General features: G+C 63.3%; 22 protein-coding genes and 1 tRNA gene. 10 read left to right on the forward strand and 13 right to left on the reverse strand.

The window, feature by feature from the left end:
* Positions 1–62: 62 nt before the first annotated feature.
* Entirely contained in the window at positions 63–1409 is a 1347-nt protein-coding gene (gene tig, locus JX001_RS11075; RefSeq protein ID WP_205681101.1) for a trigger factor, read from the reverse strand.
* Positions 1410–1600: 191 nt separating this feature from the next.
* Between tig and JX001_RS11080 the strand changes: the two genes are divergently transcribed.
* Complete coding sequence (locus JX001_RS11080) at positions 1601–2302, forward strand: MBL fold metallo-hydrolase (protein ID WP_286670242.1); 702 nt, start codon at positions 1601–1603, stop codon at positions 2300–2302.
* Between the two features lie 18 nt (positions 2303–2320).
* Here JX001_RS11080 and JX001_RS11085 read toward each other — a convergent pair whose 3' ends face one another.
* Entirely contained in the window at positions 2321–2614 is a 294-nt protein-coding gene (locus tag JX001_RS11085) for a hypothetical protein (RefSeq protein ID WP_205681102.1), read from the reverse strand.
* Positions 2615–2717: 103 nt separating this feature from the next.
* Between JX001_RS11085 and JX001_RS11090 the strand changes: the two genes are divergently transcribed.
* Both JX001_RS11090 and JX001_RS11095 read left to right on the forward strand, forming a co-directional pair.
* Positions 2718–2879: a hypothetical protein gene (locus JX001_RS11090; RefSeq protein ID WP_205681103.1), complete on the forward strand. Its 162-nt coding sequence runs from the start codon at positions 2718–2720 to the stop codon at positions 2877–2879.
* A 116-nt stretch (positions 2880–2995) separates the two neighbouring features.
* The gene (locus tag JX001_RS11095; RefSeq protein WP_112861859.1) at positions 2996–3217 is read left to right on the forward strand and encodes a con-10 family general stress protein; all 222 of its coding nucleotides are present in this window, start codon (positions 2996–2998) and stop codon (positions 3215–3217) included.
* Positions 3218–3300: 83 nt separating this feature from the next.
* On the opposite strand, the gene egtB is transcribed toward JX001_RS11095, so the two are convergent.
* The 6 genes from egtB to JX001_RS11125 all read right to left on the reverse strand — a co-directional run bounded on the left by egtB (position 3301) and on the right by JX001_RS11125 (position 11475).
* Entirely contained in the window at positions 3301–5460 is a 2160-nt protein-coding gene (gene egtB, locus JX001_RS11100) for an ergothioneine biosynthesis protein EgtB (RefSeq protein ID WP_205683167.1), read from the reverse strand.
* Positions 5461–5562: 102 nt separating this feature from the next.
* The gene (locus tag JX001_RS11105; protein ID WP_205681104.1) at positions 5563–6774 is read right to left on the reverse strand and encodes an acyl-CoA dehydrogenase family protein; all 1212 of its coding nucleotides are present in this window, start codon (positions 6772–6774) and stop codon (positions 5563–5565) included.
* A gap of 105 nt (positions 6775–6879) precedes the next feature.
* Positions 6880–7185: an SCP2 sterol-binding domain-containing protein gene (locus JX001_RS11110; protein ID WP_017506191.1), complete on the reverse strand. Its 306-nt coding sequence runs from the start codon at positions 7183–7185 to the stop codon at positions 6880–6882.
* A 262-nt stretch (positions 7186–7447) separates the two neighbouring features.
* Positions 7448–7726 carry a SemiSWEET family sugar transporter gene (locus JX001_RS11115; protein WP_205681105.1) on the reverse strand — a complete coding sequence of 93 codons (279 nt, stop codon included), beginning with the start codon at positions 7724–7726 and terminating at the stop codon, positions 7448–7450.
* 72 nt (positions 7727–7798) lie between these two features.
* Entirely contained in the window at positions 7799–9292 is a 1494-nt protein-coding gene (locus JX001_RS11120) for an amidase (RefSeq protein ID WP_205681106.1), read from the reverse strand.
* A complete protein-coding gene (locus JX001_RS11125; protein WP_066551642.1) occupies positions 9226–11475 on the reverse strand; it encodes a S9 family peptidase in 2250 nt (749 codons plus the stop codon). Before JX001_RS11125 ends, JX001_RS11120 begins: the two co-directional genes overlap by 67 nt.
* Before the next feature lie 109 nt (positions 11476–11584).
* On the opposite strand from JX001_RS11125, the gene JX001_RS11130 reads away from it, so the two are divergent.
* Both JX001_RS11130 and JX001_RS11135 read left to right on the forward strand, forming a co-directional pair.
* On the forward strand, positions 11585–12400 hold the full coding sequence (locus JX001_RS11130) for a ferredoxin--NADP reductase (protein ID WP_205681107.1): 816 nt from the start codon (positions 11585–11587) through the stop codon (positions 12398–12400).
* Positions 12401–12440: 40 nt separating this feature from the next.
* Positions 12441–12773, forward strand: coding sequence for a chorismate mutase (locus JX001_RS11135; RefSeq protein ID WP_205681108.1), 333 nt, complete (start codon positions 12441–12443; stop codon positions 12771–12773).
* 15 nt (positions 12774–12788) lie between these two features.
* Here JX001_RS11135 and JX001_RS11140 read toward each other — a convergent pair whose 3' ends face one another.
* Together JX001_RS11140 and JX001_RS11145 are read right to left on the reverse strand one after the other, a co-directional pair.
* Entirely contained in the window at positions 12789–13142 is a 354-nt protein-coding gene (locus JX001_RS11140) for an Hpt domain-containing protein (protein WP_205681109.1), read from the reverse strand.
* Complete coding sequence (locus tag JX001_RS11145) at positions 13142–14554, reverse strand: amino acid permease (RefSeq protein WP_205681110.1); 1413 nt, start codon at positions 14552–14554, stop codon at positions 13142–13144. The genes JX001_RS11140 and JX001_RS11145 overlap by 1 nt, the downstream gene beginning before the upstream one ends.
* Positions 14555–14708: 154 nt before the next feature.
* Between JX001_RS11145 and JX001_RS11150 the strand changes: the two genes are divergently transcribed.
* Positions 14709–14784 (forward strand) — tRNA-Lys (locus JX001_RS11150).
* 49 nt (positions 14785–14833) lie between these two features.
* Here the strand turns inward: JX001_RS11150 and JX001_RS11155 are convergent.
* Together JX001_RS11155 and JX001_RS11160 are read right to left on the reverse strand one after the other, a co-directional pair.
* Entirely contained in the window at positions 14834–15112 is a 279-nt protein-coding gene (locus JX001_RS11155) for a hypothetical protein (protein ID WP_205681111.1), read from the reverse strand.
* Between the two features lie 45 nt (positions 15113–15157).
* Entirely contained in the window at positions 15158–15712 is a 555-nt protein-coding gene (locus JX001_RS11160) for a hypothetical protein (protein ID WP_165116570.1), read from the reverse strand.
* Positions 15713–15891: 179 nt separating this feature from the next.
* Here JX001_RS11160 and JX001_RS11165 point away from each other — a divergent pair, with 179 nt between their 5' ends.
* The 4 genes from JX001_RS11165 (at position 15892) to JX001_RS11180 (ending at position 18123) form a co-directional block, all read left to right on the forward strand.
* The gene (locus JX001_RS11165) at positions 15892–16896 is read left to right on the forward strand and encodes a hypothetical protein (RefSeq protein ID WP_205681112.1); all 1005 of its coding nucleotides are present in this window, start codon (positions 15892–15894) and stop codon (positions 16894–16896) included.
* Between the two features lie 74 nt (positions 16897–16970).
* Positions 16971–17546, forward strand: a complete 576-nt coding sequence (locus JX001_RS11170; protein WP_088582837.1) for a tyrosine-type recombinase/integrase — start codon at positions 16971–16973, stop codon at positions 17544–17546.
* A complete protein-coding gene (locus JX001_RS11175; RefSeq protein WP_088582836.1) occupies positions 17543–17761 on the forward strand; it encodes a hypothetical protein in 219 nt (72 codons plus the stop codon). The genes JX001_RS11170 and JX001_RS11175 overlap by 4 nt, the downstream gene beginning before the upstream one ends.
* A 29-nt stretch (positions 17762–17790) precedes the next feature.
* A complete protein-coding gene (locus tag JX001_RS11180; RefSeq protein ID WP_088582835.1) occupies positions 17791–18123 on the forward strand; it encodes a DUF3768 domain-containing protein in 333 nt (110 codons plus the stop codon).
* Positions 18124–18237: 114 nt separating this feature from the next.
* Here the strand turns inward: JX001_RS11180 and JX001_RS11185 are convergent, their stop codons facing one another.
* Complete coding sequence (locus JX001_RS11185; RefSeq protein ID WP_088582834.1) at positions 18238–18522, reverse strand: helix-turn-helix domain-containing protein; 285 nt, start codon at positions 18520–18522, stop codon at positions 18238–18240.
* Positions 18523–18610 lie beyond the last annotated feature (88 nt).

Here is an 18610-nt window from a genome sequence, read left to right on the forward strand (position 1 = left end):
AGACATGAAAAAGGCGGAAGCCCTGCGACCTCCGCCCTTGGATCATTCAGAAACGAAAACGATCAGCCCTCGTCTTCGTCTTCCTTCAGCAGCTCTTCCTTGGTGATCGCTTTGTCGGTCACGTCGGCGACGCCCACGATCAGGTCGACGACCTTCTCTTCATAGATGGGGGCGCGCATCTGGGCGGCGGCGTTGGGGTTCTGGCGGTAGAAGTTCAGGACGGCCTGTTCTTGGCCCGGATAGTTGCGGGCTTCCTGCAGAATGGCGGCGTTCAGTTCCTGGTCGGTGACCTGGACGTTGTTAGCGCGACCGATTTCGGCCAGCACCAGGCCCAGACGCACGCGGCGCTCGGCGATCTTGCGGTATTCGGCCTTCAGGTCTTCGTCCGACTTGGCGGCGTCTTCTTCCGGCAGACGACCAGCGGTCTTGTCGGCCTCGACCTGCTGCCAGATGCCGTCGAACTCGGCGTCCACCATCTTCGGCGGCAGCGGGAAGTCGTGGGCCTCGTCCAGTTGGTCCAGCAGGGCGCGCTTCAGCTTGAAGCGGGCGGCGCCGGCGTACTGCTGGTCCAGGTTGGACTTCAGCAGTTCCTTCAGCTTGTCCAGCGACTCCAGACCGATGCGGGTGGCGAAATCGTCGTCGATCTTGGATTCGGCTTCAGCCTTGATGGCCTTCACCTTGATGTCGAAGGTGGCTTTCTTGCCTGCCAGATGGGCGGCTTGATAGTTCTCGGGGAAGGTGACCTCGATCGTCTTCTCTTCACCGACCTTGGCGCCCGTCAGTTGCTCTTCGAAGCCGGGGATGAAGCGGCCCGAGCCGATCACCAGGTCCGCGTCCTCGGCGGCGCCGCCTTCGAAGGGCTCGCCGTGCAGCTTGCCCAGGAAGTCGATCGTCAGTTGGTCACCCTCGGCGGCCTTGACGGTCTTGCCCTTCTTGTCTTCGTAGGTCTTGGCCTGACCGGCCAGTTCCGTCAGGGCCTCGTCCAGATCGGCGTCAGACGCTTCGTAGGTCGGACGTTCCAGCTTCAGGGTCTTGGGATCGACCGGCTCGAAGTCCGGCATGATTTCCAGCGACATTTCATAGGCCAGGTCTTCCTGACCGGCGATGACCTTGTCCATGTCCGAGGTCAGCTTCATCTCGGCCGGCGCGGCGGGACGAATCTTGGCTTCGTCGAGCGCCTTCTGGCTGGTTTCGTTCAGCTCGGCGTTGATGATCTCGCCCATGAACTCACGCCCGAAGGTCTTCTTGACGTGGGCGACCGGCACCTTGCCCGGACGGAAGCCCTTCAGCTTCACCTGCGGGGCGACTTCCTTGACGCGGGCGTCGAGCTTCTCGTTCAGCTCCGCGACGGGAATGGTGACCGCGATCACGCGGCTGAGGCCTTCGTTCGACTTTTCGACGACTTGCATGGTCGGGATTCTGACGCTCTGGGGCGCATGAGCCATCGAGACGGCCGGCGCGGAATGGATAAAGCAAGAAGGCCGCCCCGTGTGGAGCGGCGCCTCGAAGCCCGCCCTTATGTCGAGAAGGGCCCGAAAGGTCAACGCGGGCGTGGTCAGAGCCGGTGGTTTCGCGGCCTTTGCGTGGCTATGTTGACCAAATGAGCCAACCCGCCTCCCCCATCGGCGTCTTCGTCACGCCCGTCACCCCGCTTCAACAGAACTGCACGACCGTCTGGTGCACCGCGACCAATAAGGCCGCCGTGATCGATCCTGGCGGTTCGGTCGATGCAGTTCTGGGCGAGGTCACGCGGCGCGGCCTGACGCTGGATCAGATCTGGATCACCCACGGCCATCTGGATCACGCGGGCGGCGCGGCCGAAATGCAAGCGAAAACCGGCGTCCAGATCACTGGGCCCCAGAAGGCCGACCAGTTCTGGATCGACCGAATCGTGGAGAGCGGCCGGATGTACGGCCTGCCCGACGCTCGCCCCTTCACGCCGGATCGCTGGCTGGAGGATGGCGACACAGTATCGTTGGGAGAAACGACCTGGGACGTGCGCCATTGTCCAGGCCACACGCCCGGGCACGTCATCTTCTTCAATCGCGCGGCGCGATTCGCTCAGGTCGGCGACGTTCTGTTCAAGGGGTCAGTGGGTCGCACCGACTTCCCGATGAGCGATCCGCCCGCCCTGATCCGCTCAGTGATCGAAAAGCTCTGGCCGCTGGGCGACGACGTCACCTTTGTACCGGGCCACGGGCCGATCTCCACCTTTGGTGAAGAGCGACGGACCAATCCGTTCGTGTCTGACGCCGCAATGCGACAGGCCCCGATCCAGCGTGAGCCGTCGGGGCCTGCCTGAGCCCAATGATCGTGTGGCTTATCGGCGCAGGATCATGCCGATGATGACGCCGATGCCCAGCGCGTAGAGCGTCGCCTTCATCGGATTGTCTTGGATGTCTTCCTGCACACGGTGGACGCGTCCGGAAATCTTCTCACGCACCAGACCGGCGTCTTCTCTGACGGCCTGACGGACCGAAGTGGTCTTGCCGAAGCTGCGGCCCTCGCCCTCGGCGAGAATGGCGTCCGCCTGTCGGTCCAGACGTTGGGTCAGATCATCGTCTTCCAGGACGATGTCGTCGGGTGATGTCGCGCTGATTGGGGTGTTGGTCATGTCGATCTCCATGGTTCGCTGAACAAACCGGCGTTGCGACCCATGGTTCCTTTTTGAACGTGGGCGATCACGGTGCGTTGGTTGATCGCATAAGGAGCCGCCCATGACCTACATCGAACCCAACCCGAACACGCCGCAACCCGAGATCCAGCCTGAGCCGACGCAGCAGCCGGAAATACAGCCATCAGACACCCCCGATGAAGTTCCGCCGATGGAGCCGGATGGCGGCGGCGAAGGTGATTCGCGGCCTTATGGCGCTGGGTAAAGTCAAACTCACGAGGGCTTGAGGATCGCGACAGTAAAACGGAGTTCCCGACGGAACCGTCACGGAGTCACTGGGTTCACTTCAGCAAGCGCAACGGCAGCACTGAAAGGAACACGATGGACAGCCAACCCACCCGACCCTCCGGCGTTTCCAAGCGAGGTTTTGCCTCCATGGATCCCGAACGTCAGCGCGAAATCGCGCGCAAAGGGGGTGCCAGCGTCCCCAGCGAAAAACGCAGCTTCTCCCAGGACCGCAGCCTCGCCGCACAGGCCGGCCGCAAGGGTGGAGAAGCGTCGCACGGAACCAAGAAAGACGCGGACGCAGCCGAAGGGCAGTAGTCGGTTAGACTAGATACAAACAGGGCGGCCCATCGATCGATGCGCCGCCCTTTTTCTTGTCCGCGATCAGCCGCGTTTTCGGCTCAGGCGCGCAGGACCGCCAAGGCCACGCTCGGCGCCGGAGAGGTATCGATGCGCACGACCGTCCAGCCGGAGGCGGCCGCCATGGTCTGGATCGATTCAGGCGTGAACTTGCGCGAGCTTTCGGTGTGGATCGTCTCGCCGGTCATGAAGCGGAATGTCCGATCTCCGATGTGCGCGGTCGTCGGCGCAATCGCTTGCAGATGCATTTCCATGCGCGAGGCGTCCGGGTTCCACACGGCGCGGTGAACAAAGGCGTCCACATCGAAATCGGTATCCAACTCGTGATTGGCGCGGATCAGAACATTGCGATTGAAGGCCGCCGTAACGCCCTGGCTGTCGTCATAGGCGGCGACCAGGATCGCAGGATCTTTGACCAGATCGACGCCGAGAATGAACAACGCCCCCTCGCCCAGCATCCGACGCGCGGCCGCCAGGAATTGCTCCGCCTCATCCGGCTGCAGATTGCCGATGGTCGAGCCGGGGAAGAAGCCGATCCGTCGCCCCGACGGAAGATCGTCGGGCAGCGGGGCCAGATGTTCGAAGTCGCCCAGAACCGGCTGCACGCGCAGGTTTGGATAATCAGCACGGACGCGAATGGCGGCGTCCATCAGAGCACTCTCGCTGATGTCGAGCGGAACGTAGGCGCCGAGGTCGGTGGCGGCGTCTAACAAAATCCGCGTCTTCTCGCTGGCGCCGGATCCGAATTCGACCAGCACCGCGTCGGGGCCGAAGTCGGCCGTCAGCTCCGCCGCGCGGTCGCGCAACAGCGCCATCTCCTGCCGGGTCGGATAGTATTCCGGCAGCACGGTGATGTCTTCGAACAAACGCGACCCCTCCGCGTCGTAGAACCACTTTGGCGGCACGGCTTTTTGCGCGCGCGACAGCCCCTCGATCATATCCTTTCGAAAGGCGGCGGTTTGGGCGTCGTCCGCGGCGTCGTCTCGCGCCATGGTCCGCTCCTCAGCCAGTCTCAAACCCATGAAGGCCCACCTCTGTTGGGGATAGAAGAAATTGCGATAGGTGATGCGATCATGGCCCGGCGGCGTGGCGAACGACCCGCCCCGCAGCACCATCTGATTGGCCATGAACTTGCCGTTGTATTCGGCAGCGGTGCCCGGCGTCGGCTGAAAACCGGGATAGGGCGCATAGGCGCTGGACGTCCACTGCCACACTTCGCCAGCCAGGTTCGAGAACGCATCAGGCGAAGAGGCGGCGGCATGTTCCCATTCCGCCTCGGACGGCAGTCGCTTGCCGGCCCAACGGGCAAAGGCGTCGGCCTCATAAAAGCTGATGTGGCGAACCGGCGCAGCAGGATCGACAGGTTTACGCCCCGTCAGACCCATCACGGTCCAGGCGCCATTAGCCAAACGCCAATACAGCGGCGCGGTCCAGCCCTCAGCCTTGACCGTCCCCCAGCCGTCCGACAGCCACAGCTCGGAACGCGAATAGCCGCCATCCTGAATGAAGGCGATCCAGTCGCCGTTCGTCACCAGATCCGCAGCCAGAGCGAACGGCTCAAGCCAGACGCGGTGCGACGGCCCCTCATTGTCGAAGGCGAAGCCCGATTGGTCGTGGCCGATCGTCACCAGACCGCCTTCGAACGCCACCGTTCCAACGCGCGTGTTTTGAAGCGCCTCGGCTCTGGGCTCAATCTCATAGGCGGCGGGGTCGAGCGGAGAGCGCGACATCAGGTTCAGTATATCCATCAGGAAAAGCTCCTGATGCTGTTGATCGTGGTGCAGACCCAGCTCGAACAGATAGCGTTGATGGCCGCTGGTCTCGCCCTGCGCCAGCCAAGCGATCATCCGACGGTCGATCTCGCGCCGATACGCCAGAACCTCGTCGACGGACGGCCTGGTCATCAGCCCGCGCTGGTCCCGCCTGACCCGCTCGCCCAAAGCCTCATAGTAGGAGTTGAACAGCTGCTGGAAGCGCGGATCAACCGGCTGGTATCCGGGATCAGACGACAGGATCATCGCCTCGAAAAACCAGCTGGTGTGCGCCAGATGCCATTTCCCTGGGCTGCAATCCGCCATCGACTGGGCTGACAGATCTTCCGCAGACAAACCTTCAGCCAGAGCGATCATGCGCGCGCGCACGGCCTTGAACCGCGCCACGTCTGACGCAACCCGCGGGTCGGGCTCGGAGCGCGCATTCATGTCAGCTGTCCCGTCCGACACCAGCCCCAGCGCCTTGTCAGTGCCGAACAAACGCACCAACAAGGCCAAGGTTCCCAAGCACTTGGCGTTCGGGATCACGCATCAGCGCATCGGGCGGCCGCCATGTTTGGCGTATTCCAACCGCGCGATGGTGCGATTATGGACCTCGTCCGGGCCGTCGGCGATGCGCAAGGTGCGGACACCCGCGTAAAGCTCGGCCAAAGGCGTGTCGCCCGAAACACCGGCGCCGCCGAACGCCTGAATGGCGTCGTCGATGATCTGCAAAGCCATCTTCGGCGCGGCGACCTTGATCTGGGCGATCTCGGAGCGGGCGTTCTTGGCTCCCGCCTGATCCATCATCCAAGCGGCCTTCAGCACCAGCAGACGGCACATCTCGATGTTGGTGCGCGCCTCCGCGACGCGCTGTTCCCAAACCGAATGCTCGGCCAACTGCTTCTTGAACGCCGTCCGGTTCAGTAGCCGCGTCACCATCAGCTCCAGCGCCCGCTCGGCGGCACCGATGGTGCGCATGCAGTGGTGAATACGGCCCGGGCCAAGCCGCCCCTGCGCGATCTCGAAGCCCCTGCCCTCGCCTGCGATCAGGTTCTCGACCGGCACGCGGACGTTCTCCAGCACGACCTCGGCGTGGCCGATCGGCTTTTCGTCATAGCCGAACACCGACAGCATCCGCTCGACGCGGAAGCCAGGCGTGTCGGCCGGCACGATAATCTGCGACTGCTGGGCGTGGGATGCGGCGTCTGGATCTGTCTTGCCCATGACGATCGTTACGGCCAGATTCGGATGGCCCATGTTGGTCGACCACCACTTGCGGCCGTTAATGACATAGTGGTCGCCGTCCCGCTCGATCCGGGTCTGGATGTTGGTCGCGTCGGACGAGGCGACCTCAGGCTCGGTCATCAGGAAGGCCGAACGGATTTCGCCGGCCATCAGGGGCTTCAGCCAGCGCGCCTGCTGCTCGGCGTCTCCGTACATATGGAGCACCTCCATATTGCCGGTGTCGGGGGCGTTGCAGTTGAACACCTCGGCCGACCACAGATGCCGCCCCATCATCTCGGCCAGCGGCGCGTATTCGAGATTGGTCAGACCCGCCCCGTGTTCGCCGGGCAGGAACATGTTCCACAGCCCGGCCTCCTTCGCGGCCGACTTCATCGTCTCCATGACTGGCGGCTGACGGTTCGAACCCTCGCGGACCTGGGCGAAATATTCGGCTTCACGCGGGATGACCTGCTCGTCCAGGAAGCGACGGACGCGGGCGTGCCAATCCAGGGCGCGGTCGGAGTGTTTGAAGTCCATGTCGTTTCCTCTTTCCCGTTCGCGCTTCTATCGAGCGCTCGATACGAAAACGGCGCGGCCCCTGGTCGGGAGCCGCGCCGCCATAACTGGTCGTTCAGACCGGCATCAGCGCTTCAGCAGCGGAGCCAGCTTCTGGGCGATCATCATGTCGCCGGCGATCTTCAGCTTGCCTTGCATGAAGGCCATCATCGGGTCCAGCTTGCCTTCCGACAGGGCCATGAAGTCATCCCATTTCATCGAGACGGTGGCGTCGGCGGGCTTGTCCTCGTTCGTCACCGTGTTCGGCGTGGAGGCTCCGTCGATGTAGATCTTGCCCTCGTCGCCGAGGTCGAGCTTGACGGTCTTGCCGAGGCCGGAGTTGTCGCCGACGGCGCCGCGGATGTGTTCGGTGACTTGTGCGAGATCGGGCATTGGGGGCGTCTCCCTGTTGGACGTTGTGAACTACGGGTTAGCCCGCATCGGCGGGGGCGCCAAGATCACGTCGGGGAAAGCTCGGTCACTTCTCGTCAGCGGATCTGGAATACAGGCTGGCTGCGCCTAGCGCGACCATGAAGAAGGCGAACGCCGTCACGATAGCGGCGACGAAGGGAACAGCGGATTGCGGCATTGGAAATCTCCTCTGCCGCCGTTCTGAGCCCTATCGCGCCAGCGCGCCTTGATCAGGATCAAACCCTTATTTGTCGGGATCGCCGTCGCGGAACCGCCACTTCATCACAAGCACGCCGGACGCCATCACCAGGGCGCATGCGTTGGCGACCGTGACAGGCCAGGCCTTTGTCATGATCCCATAGACGACCCAAAGCACGAAACAGGTCACGGTCAGGGAATAGGTCTTCAAGCTGACCGACGACGCGTCACGCTCCTTCCAAATCTTGGCCGCCTGAGGCGCGAAGCTGGTGATCGAGCAAATCGCAGCCGCTGAGCCGACGACGTTGGCGATGAGGTCGCTCACGCCGCAGTCACCGACATGACGTTGAGGCTAAATCTGCACATGCCGCACTCTCAGCGGCCGCCCCAAGGGATGTCAGCGTCGGACACCAGGCGGCGGCCGTCTGGCCTGGGTCACCTGTTCGAAGGCGTAACCCAGAGAAAGGATGCGCGCATCGTCCCACTTCCCGCCAAGGAAGCTGATTCCCACGGGCATTCCGCGATCAAATCCCATCGGCACGGTCAGGTGCGGATAACCGGCGACGGCGGCCAGTCGGCTTGCCGATCCTTGCATGTCGTCGTCATCCTTCGGATCGTTGGTCCAGCCCCGTGAAGTGGTGGGCGCGATCAAAGCAATCACGCCATTGTCCCTCATCAGTCGGTCTATTCCCTCCGGCCCCGCCAGCCGAAGCGACGTCGCCCGCGCCTCCAGATAGTCTGCGTCCGTCAAATCCGCCATCGCCTGGGCGCGCTCGAAGGTGTCCTGGCCGAACAGCACTGTCTCGCGCAGTTCGGCAGCGTTGAAGGCGATAACGTCGGCCAGGGTTCGGGTGCGGACCTGCTGTGGGTCGGTCGAGGCCAGATAGGCGTTCAGATCGTGCTTGAGCTCATAGAGCAGCACCTTGAACTCGGCCGCGCCTATGACCCGGCCATCCGGTCCCTCGGGCAGATCGACCAACACGGCGCCGGCGTCGCGCAAGGCCTTCAGGTTCTGCTCGAACACCGCCTGCGTTTCGGGCGAATAGCCCTTCAGGAACCGCATCACCCCGATCCGCGCGCCGCGCAGCGCGTTGGCGTCCAGCCCGGCGGCGTAGTTGACCTTGCGCGCATCGGCCTCGACCGTCGCCGGATCGGCCGGATCGGACCCGGCGATGACGGTCAGCACCTTGGCCGCATCCCTGACGGTGGTCGCCATCGGCCCGGCCGTGTCCTGCGAATGGCTGATCGGCACGATGTGGGTGCGCGAGACCAGGCCCACGGTCGGTTTGAACCCGACCACGCCGTTGACCGACGCCGGGCAGGTGATCGACCCGTCCGTCTCCGTTCCGATGGCGACAGGCGTCAATCCCAGCGCCACCGCCGCCCCGCTGCCGGACGACGATCCACAGGGCGTGCGCGCGGGATCATAGGGGTTCAGCGTCTGGCCGCCGACCGCGCTCCAGCCACTGATCGAGTCCGACGACCGGATATTGGCCCATTCCGACAGATTGGTCTTGCCGACGATCACGGCTCCTGCGGCGCGCAGTCGCGCGACCAGCGGCGCGTCCCGTCCGGGCGCATTGTTCGCCAACGCCAACGATCCGGCGGTGGTCGGCATGTCCGCCGTCTCGATATTGTCCTTCAGCAGGATCGGCATGCCGGAAATCGCCGACACGCCCTGACGGGGCGATCTTGCGGTCCAGACCAGCACCGAATGGGCGCTGTCGTTCGCCCGCCCCGCCGCGACCACGGCGGATGCAGACGGATAGGCGCCCTGCCCGGTCGCGCAGCCCGCAAGGGCCAGCGCGACCGCAGCCGCCAGGATCAGTCGGCCTTGGGTTCGGCCCGTTTGCCGATCGTGCGGTCCAGGAAGTCGAGATAGGTGCGCCATTGTTGCAGTTGCCTCGGATCGCCGCGGACGCCGTGCCGCTGGCCGGGATAGAGCATCATCTCGAACGGCACGCTCTTGGCCTGCAAGGCGTCGATGACGCGCGTCGCATTGCCAAAGATGACGTTGTCGTCGGCCATGCCGTGCAGCAGCAGCAGCCGCCCCGTCATGTCATCCAGCCGCGGCAGGACGTCGGTGGCGGCATAGCCTTCCGGATTGGCCTGGGGCGTGGACATATACCGTTCGGTATAGTGGGTGTCGTACAGGCTCCATTCCGTCGGCGCCGCGCCCGCCAGGGCCGAGGCCAGGCCGGCGTCCTTGTCCGTCAGTGTCAGCAGGCTGAGGAAGCCGCCGAAGCTCCAGCCCATCACCGCGATATGGTCGGCATCGACGTAAGGCAGGGTCTTCAGCCATTGCGCGGCCTGAGCCTGATCCTCGACCGCCGGAATGCCCAGACGGCGATAGATGCTGGTCTCGAACGCCTGCGACCGATCACCCTCTCCGCGATTGTCGACGCGGAAAACGATGTAGCCCGCCTCGGTCAGCAGTTGGTTGGTCAGGGGCTGCCAGCTCTTTTGCACGCCCGCGCCGGTGCCGGGGCCGCCATAGACCTGCATCACCACCGGATACTTCTTGGACGGATCGAAGTCGGGCGGCGTGGTCATGCGCCACACCAGGGTCTGACCGTGGCTCTGCATCGTACCGAACTCGGGCGTGCGCAGGCGTGAGACGTAAGGGGCGAACGGATGGCTGGCGTCGAGCTTGTTCTCTTCGATCCAGCGCACGCGCGTGCCGTCGATGCGATACAGCGCCGACTGCGTCGGGGTCGCCGGATCGGAATAGTTGCCGACATAGGCGGTTGCCGGACCGTTCACAGACACCGTCCACCAGCCGCCGCCCGGCGTCACCGCGACAGGATCGACCGTGCGGTTCAGATTGGCGCGGAACATCTGCTGCTCGATCGGCAGCTCCTTGCCGTCGCGCATCGAGGCGGTGAAATAGACGTCGCCGGTCTGCTCGTTGACGCCGTCCAAATGTTTGACCGGATAGTCGCCGCGCGTGATGGCCCTCAGCCGTCGCCCGTTGCGGTCGTACAAATACAGGTGCCGCCAACCCGAATCCTCGTTGGACCAGATGAACCGGCCGTCCGACAGGACGCGGAAGTCGTCGTTCAGATCGACCCAGGCCTGCGCCTTCTGGCTGAGAATCACGCGTGATGCGCCGGTCGTCGGATCGACGCTCAGCAGATCCAAAGTCTTCTGGTCGCGAGACTGGCGCTGGACATACAGGGTCTTGCCGTCGCCCGACCAGTTCACCCGCGCCAGATAGATGTCGGTGTTGGATCCCAGGTCCACCTTGACCCGTCCCCCGCCCTGCAAGTCGCGGACGTACAGTTCGACCACCGCATTGGGTCGGCCCGCGCGAGGATAGCGTTGCTCCACCATCGTCGCGCCGCCGCCGGTGATCTCGAAACGCGGCACGATATCGACCGGGCTCTCGTCCACGCGCGTCATTGCGATGTAGCGCTCGTCGGGGCTCCACCAGTATCCGGTGTCGCGATCCATCTCCTCCTGGGCGATGAACTCGGCGGTGGCCCAGGTGATCAGGCCCGCGCCGTCGTCGGTGATCGGCGTCTCCTTGCCGCTCGCCAGATCATAGACGACCAGATTCTGATCGCGGACATAGGAGACATAGCTGCCCTTCGGCGACACCTTGGCGTCGATCTCGTCGGCGGGCGTCTCGGTCAGGCGGCGCACCTTGCCGTCCGCCCGGTTCGCCAGGAAGATGTCGCCTTCCAACGGCGCCAGGATGTAGCGGCCCTGCTGGTCCCACGAATATTCCACCACGCCGCGCGCGCTGATCCGCATCCGCTCGCGCCGGGCCTTTTCGGCTTCCGACAGTTCGCCGGCGTCGGGAACCAGCGCCCGTGCGTCGATCAGCTTGTACGGTTCGCCCTCGCCCGTCGGCGCCGCCCACAAATCCTGAACGTCCACATTGTCCTCGCGCGAGCGCAGGAAGGCGACCAACTGGCCGTCAGGCGACAGGCTGACCCCCTTGGCCACCGGCCCGTTCAGGCTGGGGCTGGAAAACACCCGCTCGGGCGTCAGGATGTTGGAGGGCGTCTCCTGCGCAAGCGCCGAACTGGCGGACAGGAGGATGGTCGAGGCGAGAAGAAGGGTGCGCATGGGTCGGGACGCTAGCGGTGCTTCTGCAAGCCGTCACGAGGAAATGTCGTCGCCGGGTGAAAGGCTTGTTCTTCCCTGCGAGGGGTTCTCAGATTAGAGAGACGGCACGATGACAGACGCCGCCCTCTCCCCCGCCCCCGTGAAAGCCAGCCCCTTCAATGGGCTTGAGGTTCTGTGGGTGCGCCACTGGACCGACAGCCTGTTCAGCTTCGGCGTCAAACGGCCCGAGGACTTCCGCTTCCGCTCGGGCGAATTCGTGATGATCGGCTTGCCTGGCGAAGATGGCGGAAAGCCTGTCCTGCGCGCCTATTCCATCGCCAGCCCTTGCTGGGCCGAAGAGCTGGAGTTTTTCTCGATCAAGGTCGCCGACGGCCCCCTGACCTCGCGCCTGCAGAAGATCCAGCCCGGCGACACGGTCCTGATGGGCAAGAAGCCGACCGGCACCCTGGTTCTGGACGCCCTGACCGGCGGCGAGCGCCTCTTCCTGATCGGCACGGGAACAGGTCTTGCGCCCTGGCTCAGCGTCGCACGCGACCCAGAAACCTATTCCCGCTTCGGCCATGTCTATGTGATCCACACGGTCCGCAGCGTCGCCGACCTTGCCTACCGCGACTTCTTCACCCGCGAGATCCACGACGATCCTCTGATCGGCGACGAGGCCAAGGCCCAGCTGACCTACTATCCGACGGTCACCCGCGAAGCGTTCGAGACGCCGGGCCGGATTACCGACCGCATCAAGTCCGGCGACTTCTTCCGGGACCTGGGCCTGCCCGAAGGGTTCGACCCCGCCCGCGACCGCGCCATGCTGTGCGGCTCCATGGCCATGATCAAGGAAGCCGGCGAACTGCTGGAGACCTACGGGCTGAAGGAAGGCTCCAACGCCGAACCGGCGGACTATGTGCTGGAGCGGGCCTTCGTTGGTTGACAGCCTTGGCTTGGGCGGCCTGACCCGCTAACCCGACGCCATGTCAAAGCCTGCCCTAGTCGCCGTCGACGCGCGCGTCGATCCGTCCGAATGCCAGTCCATGGCCGAGGTCCGCCAGGGCGTCGACGCCCTGGACCGCGCCCTGGTCGCCCTGCTGGCCGAGCGCCAGCGCTACATGGACGCCGCCGCCCGCATAAAGCCCGACCGCGACGCCGTCTTCGACCAGGCCCGGATCGACGACGTGGTCGCCAAGGTTCTGGTCTCGGCGGAAGCGCACAACCTGTCGCCGGACATCGCCGAACCCGTCTGGCGCCTGCTCATCGACCGCTGCATCGCCCACGAGTTCGCCACCTACGACCGCACGCGCAGCTGAACGTGACAAGCCCAACTAGGTCTTGAGACCTCTCAGCATGATTTCGTGGCGATAGGCCGCGACATCAGCCAAGGCCGCCTCCAGCGCATCGCGCACCCGCTCGACTGCCGGCGCGGCCAGCTTCTGATCCACCGCTTCCGCCTCGGCGCAGATCGCCGCCAGGCCTCTCGCGCCGATACCCGCCGCCGCGCCTCGGATCGTATGGACCCCGTCGCGCCAGCCCTCGACCTTGGGATCCAGCATGACGGACCACAGGCCGGCCTGATTGACGAACAGGCCCAACACTTCCTCGTTGATGGCGTCGTCCCCGCCCGTCATGCCGTTCAGCACGGCGAAATCGACCGCGCCTGTCAGATCGCGCAAAGTCATCAGGCCGCGGTCTCCTCTCCCTTGGCGAGGCGGGAGTTCCGCGAGGACCAGAGCAGATAGATCGCCACGCCGACCACATTCCAGACCACGAAGCCGATCTGCGTCACTGGCTTAAGGCTCAGGAAGAAAACCAGGCAGCCGATCACACTGACCGCTCCAACGACCGGCCATAGCGGCGCTTTGAACACCCGCTTGCGACCCGGCTCGCGGATGCGCAGTACGATCAGGCAAACCCCGACCGAGCAGAAGGCCGCCAGCGTCCCGGCGTTGGCCAGCGACGCCAACTCATCCAGCGGCAGCAGCCCCGCCAGGATCGCCACGACGATGGCGGTGAACACGGTCACCACTGCCGGCACGCCCCGGCTCGACACCTTGGCCAGGCGGCGCGGCAACAGCCCGTCGCGCGCCATGCCCAGGAAGATGCGGCTCTGGCCGAACAGGAAGGCCAGCAGCACCGTCGGAAGCGCGATCACCGCCGCGGCGGCGATCCACTGGGCCGCCGCCCCCTGCCCCATCTGGCGCAGGATCAGGGCCAGCGGCTCGGGGCTGCTGGCGAAGGTCGCGACCGGCCGCACGCCGATGGCTGCAGCCGCAACGACCAGATACAGCGCCGTGCAGATCAGCATGGAGCCGACGATGCCGATGGCCAGGTCACGCTCAGGCTTTTTGGTCTCTTCCGCCGCCGTCGAAATGGCGTCGAAACCATAGAAGGCGAAGAAGATGATCGCCGCCGCGGCCATCACTCCCGTCTGAACGAACGGGGCTCCGAAGCCGTTGGGCATGAAGGGCGTGAAATGCTCGGGCTTGAACGCCGGCAGGGCGATGGCGACGAACACCAGCAGCGCCGCGATCTTGATCAGAACCAGCACCGCGTTCAGCGTCGCGCTCTCCTTGGTACCCAAGAGCAGCAGGCCCGTCACAACCCCGATGATGGCCACGGCCGGCAGGTTGATGATGCCCCCCGCATGCGGCCCAGCGACCAACGCCGTCGGCAAATCGATCCCCAGCCCGCTAAGGAAACCGACCGCATAGCCGGACCAGCCCACCGCCACGGCGCTGACGACCAGCGAATATTCCAGGATCAGACTCCATCCCACGATCCAGGCGATCAACTCACCCAGCACGGCGTAGGAATAGGTGTAGGCGCTGCCCGCCGTCGGCATCATGGTCGACAGCTCGGCATAGGCCAGAGCCGCGCAGGCGCAGACCAGTCCCGCAAGTCCGAAGCTGATCAACACGGCCGGGCCCGCCAACCCCGCCCCGACCCCGATCAGTGTCAAAATGCCGGTGCCGACGATGGCCCCCACGCCCAGGGCCAGCAGGTGCGGCCAGCTCAACGTCGGCTTCAGCCGCGGTCCGTCGTGCGGCGCCATCATCGTGTCGATTGATCGACGCCGGTTCCAGAAGGCCATGATGTTCGCTCCCCCGCCGCTTGCCGCGACTGATTCCACGGGGACCATACTCCGTCGCAGAAAGTTTGCGAAAGCGCTTGCCAACCCCCGAACCTCTGGGTAGTAGGAGCGCCCTTCGGCAAGGCCTCGCCCCCGAAGACGCAAACGATCGGTCGGGTGATTAGCTCAGTTGGTAGAGCAGCTGACTCTTAATCAGCGGGTCGTAGGTTCGAACCCTACATCACCCACCATCGTCCCCCTTGTTTTTGCTAGAGAAAATCCCCCACCATTGGGAAGCGACTATGTGCGCTCAGCCTTAGTTGGGAAAAAAGTTGGAAAGCCCGCTCTCGCTTCGAGCTTCTTGATCGCAGACACAGCGAGCGAATGATCGCGCTTGAGATAGTGGCCATCGAGGATCGCACCGACGTCTCGCAGGCTAGCCTTCCACTGATCATACGCACTTAGGGCGGGCTCTACGGTCACCCCGCCCTTTGAGATGCGGATCACGCCGTCAGGCATTATCTCGACGCTGGTCGCGTCGAACCCCGCTTCATTGGCCCCTTTCAGGGCGCGCGCCACATCCGCCTTTGTGAATCTTGTTGAAGCCCTTGGCATTATCGCCCCCTACTCAACGATCGTGATCATGCGGCTGCGCGCGCCGAACAGGGTCGCGAGCTCTTCGAGCCGATCATCAGCAATCAGGGCCTGCTCCGCCCGCAGATAGACGAGCTGGACACAGAGATTGAGATTGATGGTTATGAGACCATCGAGCCAGCGATCCTGCCCGAGGGCTTCCTGGATGCTTTGCAGCTCGCTCGCGATGTCACTCGCTGATCCAACCAACGGAAACTGGTCGTCGGCGACAAGCGTCGTCTCTGCGATGCCGAAAGAGGTCACCACGCCGAGATAGATGGGATCGGTAGACTTGCGGTCGTTCTCGCTCGCGCGCTCGATGGCCACGTCGAAATAGAGATCGACCCACGCACGCGCGTTATTCTTTTTAACGCCACATCGCGCCAATGCGACCGCCGCCTCAAAGGCGATGGCGTCCTCAACCGTGAAATTCTGCCACCCCGAACCAGGAGACCGCCCACGCATCGGGACATGTTTACGGGCCTTGAGAAGATTGAAGGCCTCCTCGCTCAACCCCACCAACTTCACTAGCTGCGATCTGCGCATGCCTTGCTTCTCCGTTTAAGGACGAAAGGTATCATGCTGATATAACAATATCAATCGGATATTTTTTGAACGCGGCCGGCTCAGCTCGGCGCTTTTTACATTCCTTTTCAATACGTTATTGACATTCCAGCAAATCTATGGTATCATGGATTGTTAGCCAAACACATCGAGATCAGTCCATGCTCAGCGAAATGCGCGGCTCACGGCCGGCGCGGATCGTGAGCATTCACGTCAAAGGCTCCCCCGCCACACGCCCCCGATCGACCGAGCTTCGCCTCGACTTTATGGTCACAATCATGCGCGCCATTCGGCGCCGGGGGTGGCGCGCCCTCGACGCCATCGTCTTCCCCGCTGGCTACCTTCGAACGGCAGACTGGCTCGCTCCGGCTCCAACCACACTCAGACGCGCGATGATCGACGCATCTGTCGGCGACATCTGCGTCCAGGCCGTTCGTAAGCTCAGTGAAGGGTCGCCCGGGTGCGTCATCGTGACAGGGATCGACACCAACCGGTTCCGCCCGTGGGGGTTTCGAGGAGACCAGGCTCTAGCGGCATTCAATCAGGATGGCTGTCTCGCGGTCGTCCGAAAAATCTTCCCGACAGATGGCGATACCAATGAATATGGTCGTGCCCCGTATCTCTTGGACCATGAGGATGCTCTCACCGAAGATCGTTTTCTGCCGCTCCCCAACGGCGACATCGCGATGCTGTGCCTCTGCTACGACAGCTTCGTCTTCTCCGAACTTGCGCTAGGCCCAACGACCAAGCTGCGAGCCATGCGATACAAGACGGCCGTTCCAGATGGATGGGACGACCTGACGCCAACGGAATCGTGGCTCTGGCTTTCAGACCTTTACCACCGAATTCGCACTCATTGGCCCCGCGTGCTCCTCAACCCTATCCACGGGTTCGACGCCCCCGGTCGGGAAGTCCTTTGGCATCGTCACGGGCTCGCATGCGCCAGCAGCTTCCTCGGCGGCGGCTTAGCAATCGGGGCAGCGCATTATCAAAGAACGCTACCAACCGAGGGCTTCGCCATGCTGGCGGCTACACGGGCGCCGCCGGAGCAACTCGGGCTCGCGAACTTTCGAACGGCCTACACGCATGCCCCGACAGATAGCTTCAGCGTTCGGGGCAGCGGCCGTCGCCCGATGAACGCATTTATTCAGCTCCACGAGGGCTGACTTCGACAGCTCTTACCACCCTGCCCCCGCGCCCCAAGCGCGGGGGCATTTTTGCATGCCCAGAAAGGAACTTCATGGCCGGCAGACAAGCAAAGATCCTCACCAGCGGCGAGCTTCGGCGACTGCTCGCACACACTCGGCGCTCCCCGACCCCAGAGCGAGATCGCGTCATCGTGCTACTCTCGGTCCGCGCCGGGTTGAGAGCCTGCGAGATCGCGGGGTTGGACTGGTCCATGGTCACGGACGCTAGAGGTCAAGTGTCGAACATCATCGAGCTTAGAGACGCGATCGCTAAGAAGGGATCCGGCCGTCGCATTCCCATCCATCCAGAACTCAGTCAGGCCCTGGTCAAGCTGGCCCCAAAGGCACTACGCATAGGGCCGGTCGTGCGCTCGCTAAGAGGCGGAGGGATGCGCGCAAACAGTATCGTCAACTGGTTCAGCTGCGCATTTCACGCCATTGGCGCGGACGGCTGTTCGTCGCACTCTGGACGGCGCACGTTCGTAACCGCCGCAGCAAAAGCAGCGCACCGCGCCGGCGCAAGCCTCAGGGATGTCCAACTTTTAGCCGGGCATCAGTCGATCGAGACGACGCAACGCTACATCGATGGCGATAGTCGCGCGCAACATCGATTGGTGCACACGCTGTGACCCGCTCGCTTTCTGAGCTGATCGACCCAGTCACGATCGCCATCCATTCCATCGCGTTAGACCCCCAACTAGAAATTGCGGGTATCGATCTCGATGGTGGCCATTCGGTGCGAGTGACAATTGAAACCACTGCGTTGGCTGATTTTCCGCGTCAGCTTTCCCAATCGAACGGGCTTGTGCTCGTTCTCACGCTGATGGCGCTGGATCGAATCTAGCGTCTTCGCCGCAAAAGGCATTTCCTAAAATGACAGACGAAAAGACTGCGCGCATTCGCGAGCTGAACGATCAACTGCGCGCGTCCGGCCAAGGCGGGCTGATTCTTGTAACGCGAGGGCTGTTGGAATTCGGTTTTCCCTTCGCCGCTCAGGTTCGCGCTGCGATCGCGCGAGAAACCAACTTTCCCGCTGGTAACGACCCTTATAACGAGCACGATTTCGGCGCGATCGATATCGAGGGCAACCGTGTCCTCTGGAAAATCGATTATTACGATCTGGATCGTCGATATGCCTCTGACGATCCGTCAGATCCAAACATCACCCAGCGCGTCATGACCATTATGCTGGCTGATGAGTACTAAGCGCCCCTCAGACCCATCTAGATGTGTTCCTGATCCATCTAAACGGCTTTTAGATCGGTCAACTGGGCCCAATTCTCGTTTTTCCCCAAAAGCTGTTGTGGGGATTATGTGGTCCTATTCGGCGCTTTTTGGTTCACCGACACGCGTCGCGACCATTGGGATCTTGGAAAGCTCACCAAGACCTACAAGCAGCCGGCCCGCGTCAATGTTTAGGGCGTCAGCCAACTTCAGAAACTGAATAACGTTGAGACGGACCCGTTCGGATTCAAATTTTCCGATCCAGGAGTGATCGACGCCCAGCCGCTCGGCCAACTGGCGCTGGCTTAAACCGGCAGCAATTCTGGCCTCCACAAGCCGCCTGACGAGCTCTCGGTGAGGCTCGGAAAAAGCGACGTTCATCGGGGGAAGAACTCAACCATCCCCTTCTCGCTAGACCCCGCCCAGGTTGCTGCTAAAAGAGCAGCAACCTGGGCGACCTTTGATAGGA

The sequence above is a fragment of the Brevundimonas fontaquae genome, from assembly GCF_017086445.1.
GTDB classification, from domain to species: domain Bacteria; phylum Pseudomonadota; class Alphaproteobacteria; order Caulobacterales; family Caulobacteraceae; genus Brevundimonas; species Brevundimonas fontaquae.

What these genes read in the sequence shown, in the direction of transcription:
- JX001_RS11120 (WP_205681106.1), bottom strand. Translation starts at nt 9,292, where the DNA reads ATGGCGCACCTATCTCGACTTCCTGGACCGCACGATCGGCAAACGGGC.
- JX001_RS11185 (WP_088582834.1), bottom strand. Translation starts at nt 18,522, where the DNA reads ATGAACGTCGCTTTTTCCGAGCCTCACCGAGAGCTCGTCAGGCGGCTT.
- JX001_RS11105 (WP_205681104.1), bottom strand. Translation starts at nt 6,774, where the DNA reads ATGGACTTCAAACACTCCGACCGCGCCCTGGATTGGCACGCCCGCGTC.
- JX001_RS11160 (WP_165116570.1), bottom strand. Translation starts at nt 15,712, where the DNA reads ATGCGCAGATCGCAGCTAGTGAAGTTGGTGGGGTTGAGCGAGGAGGCC.
- JX001_RS11110 (WP_017506191.1), bottom strand. Translation starts at nt 7,185, where the DNA reads ATGCCCGATCTCGCACAAGTCACCGAACACATCCGCGGCGCCGTCGGC.
- JX001_RS11080 (WP_286670242.1), top strand. Translation starts at nt 1,601, where the DNA reads ATGAGCCAACCCGCCTCCCCCATCGGCGTCTTCGTCACGCCCGTCACC.
- JX001_RS11165 (WP_205681112.1), top strand. Translation starts at nt 15,892, where the DNA reads ATGCTCAGCGAAATGCGCGGCTCACGGCCGGCGCGGATCGTGAGCATT.
- JX001_RS11090 (WP_205681103.1), top strand. Translation starts at nt 2,718, where the DNA reads ATGACCTACATCGAACCCAACCCGAACACGCCGCAACCCGAGATCCAG.
- JX001_RS11145 (WP_205681110.1), bottom strand. Translation starts at nt 14,554, where the DNA reads ATGGCCTTCTGGAACCGGCGTCGATCAATCGACACGATGATGGCGCCG.
- JX001_RS11130 (WP_205681107.1), top strand. Translation starts at nt 11,585, where the DNA reads ATGACAGACGCCGCCCTCTCCCCCGCCCCCGTGAAAGCCAGCCCCTTC.
- JX001_RS11135 (WP_205681108.1), top strand. Translation starts at nt 12,441, where the DNA reads ATGTCAAAGCCTGCCCTAGTCGCCGTCGACGCGCGCGTCGATCCGTCC.
- JX001_RS11140 (WP_205681109.1), bottom strand. Translation starts at nt 13,142, where the DNA reads ATGACTTTGCGCGATCTGACAGGCGCGGTCGATTTCGCCGTGCTGAAC.
- tig (WP_205681101.1), bottom strand. Translation starts at nt 1,409, where the DNA reads ATGCAAGTCGTCGAAAAGTCGAACGAAGGCCTCAGCCGCGTGATCGCG.
- JX001_RS11095 (WP_112861859.1), top strand. Translation starts at nt 2,996, where the DNA reads ATGGACAGCCAACCCACCCGACCCTCCGGCGTTTCCAAGCGAGGTTTT.
- JX001_RS11125 (WP_066551642.1), bottom strand. Translation starts at nt 11,475, where the DNA reads ATGCGCACCCTTCTTCTCGCCTCGACCATCCTCCTGTCCGCCAGTTCG.
- egtB (WP_205683167.1), bottom strand. Translation starts at nt 5,460, where the DNA reads ATGAATGCGCGCTCCGAGCCCGACCCGCGGGTTGCGTCAGACGTGGCG.
- JX001_RS11170 (WP_088582837.1), top strand. Translation starts at nt 16,971, where the DNA reads ATGGCCGGCAGACAAGCAAAGATCCTCACCAGCGGCGAGCTTCGGCGA.
- JX001_RS11085 (WP_205681102.1), bottom strand. Translation starts at nt 2,614, where the DNA reads ATGACCAACACCCCAATCAGCGCGACATCACCCGACGACATCGTCCTG.
- JX001_RS11180 (WP_088582835.1), top strand. Translation starts at nt 17,791, where the DNA reads ATGACAGACGAAAAGACTGCGCGCATTCGCGAGCTGAACGATCAACTG.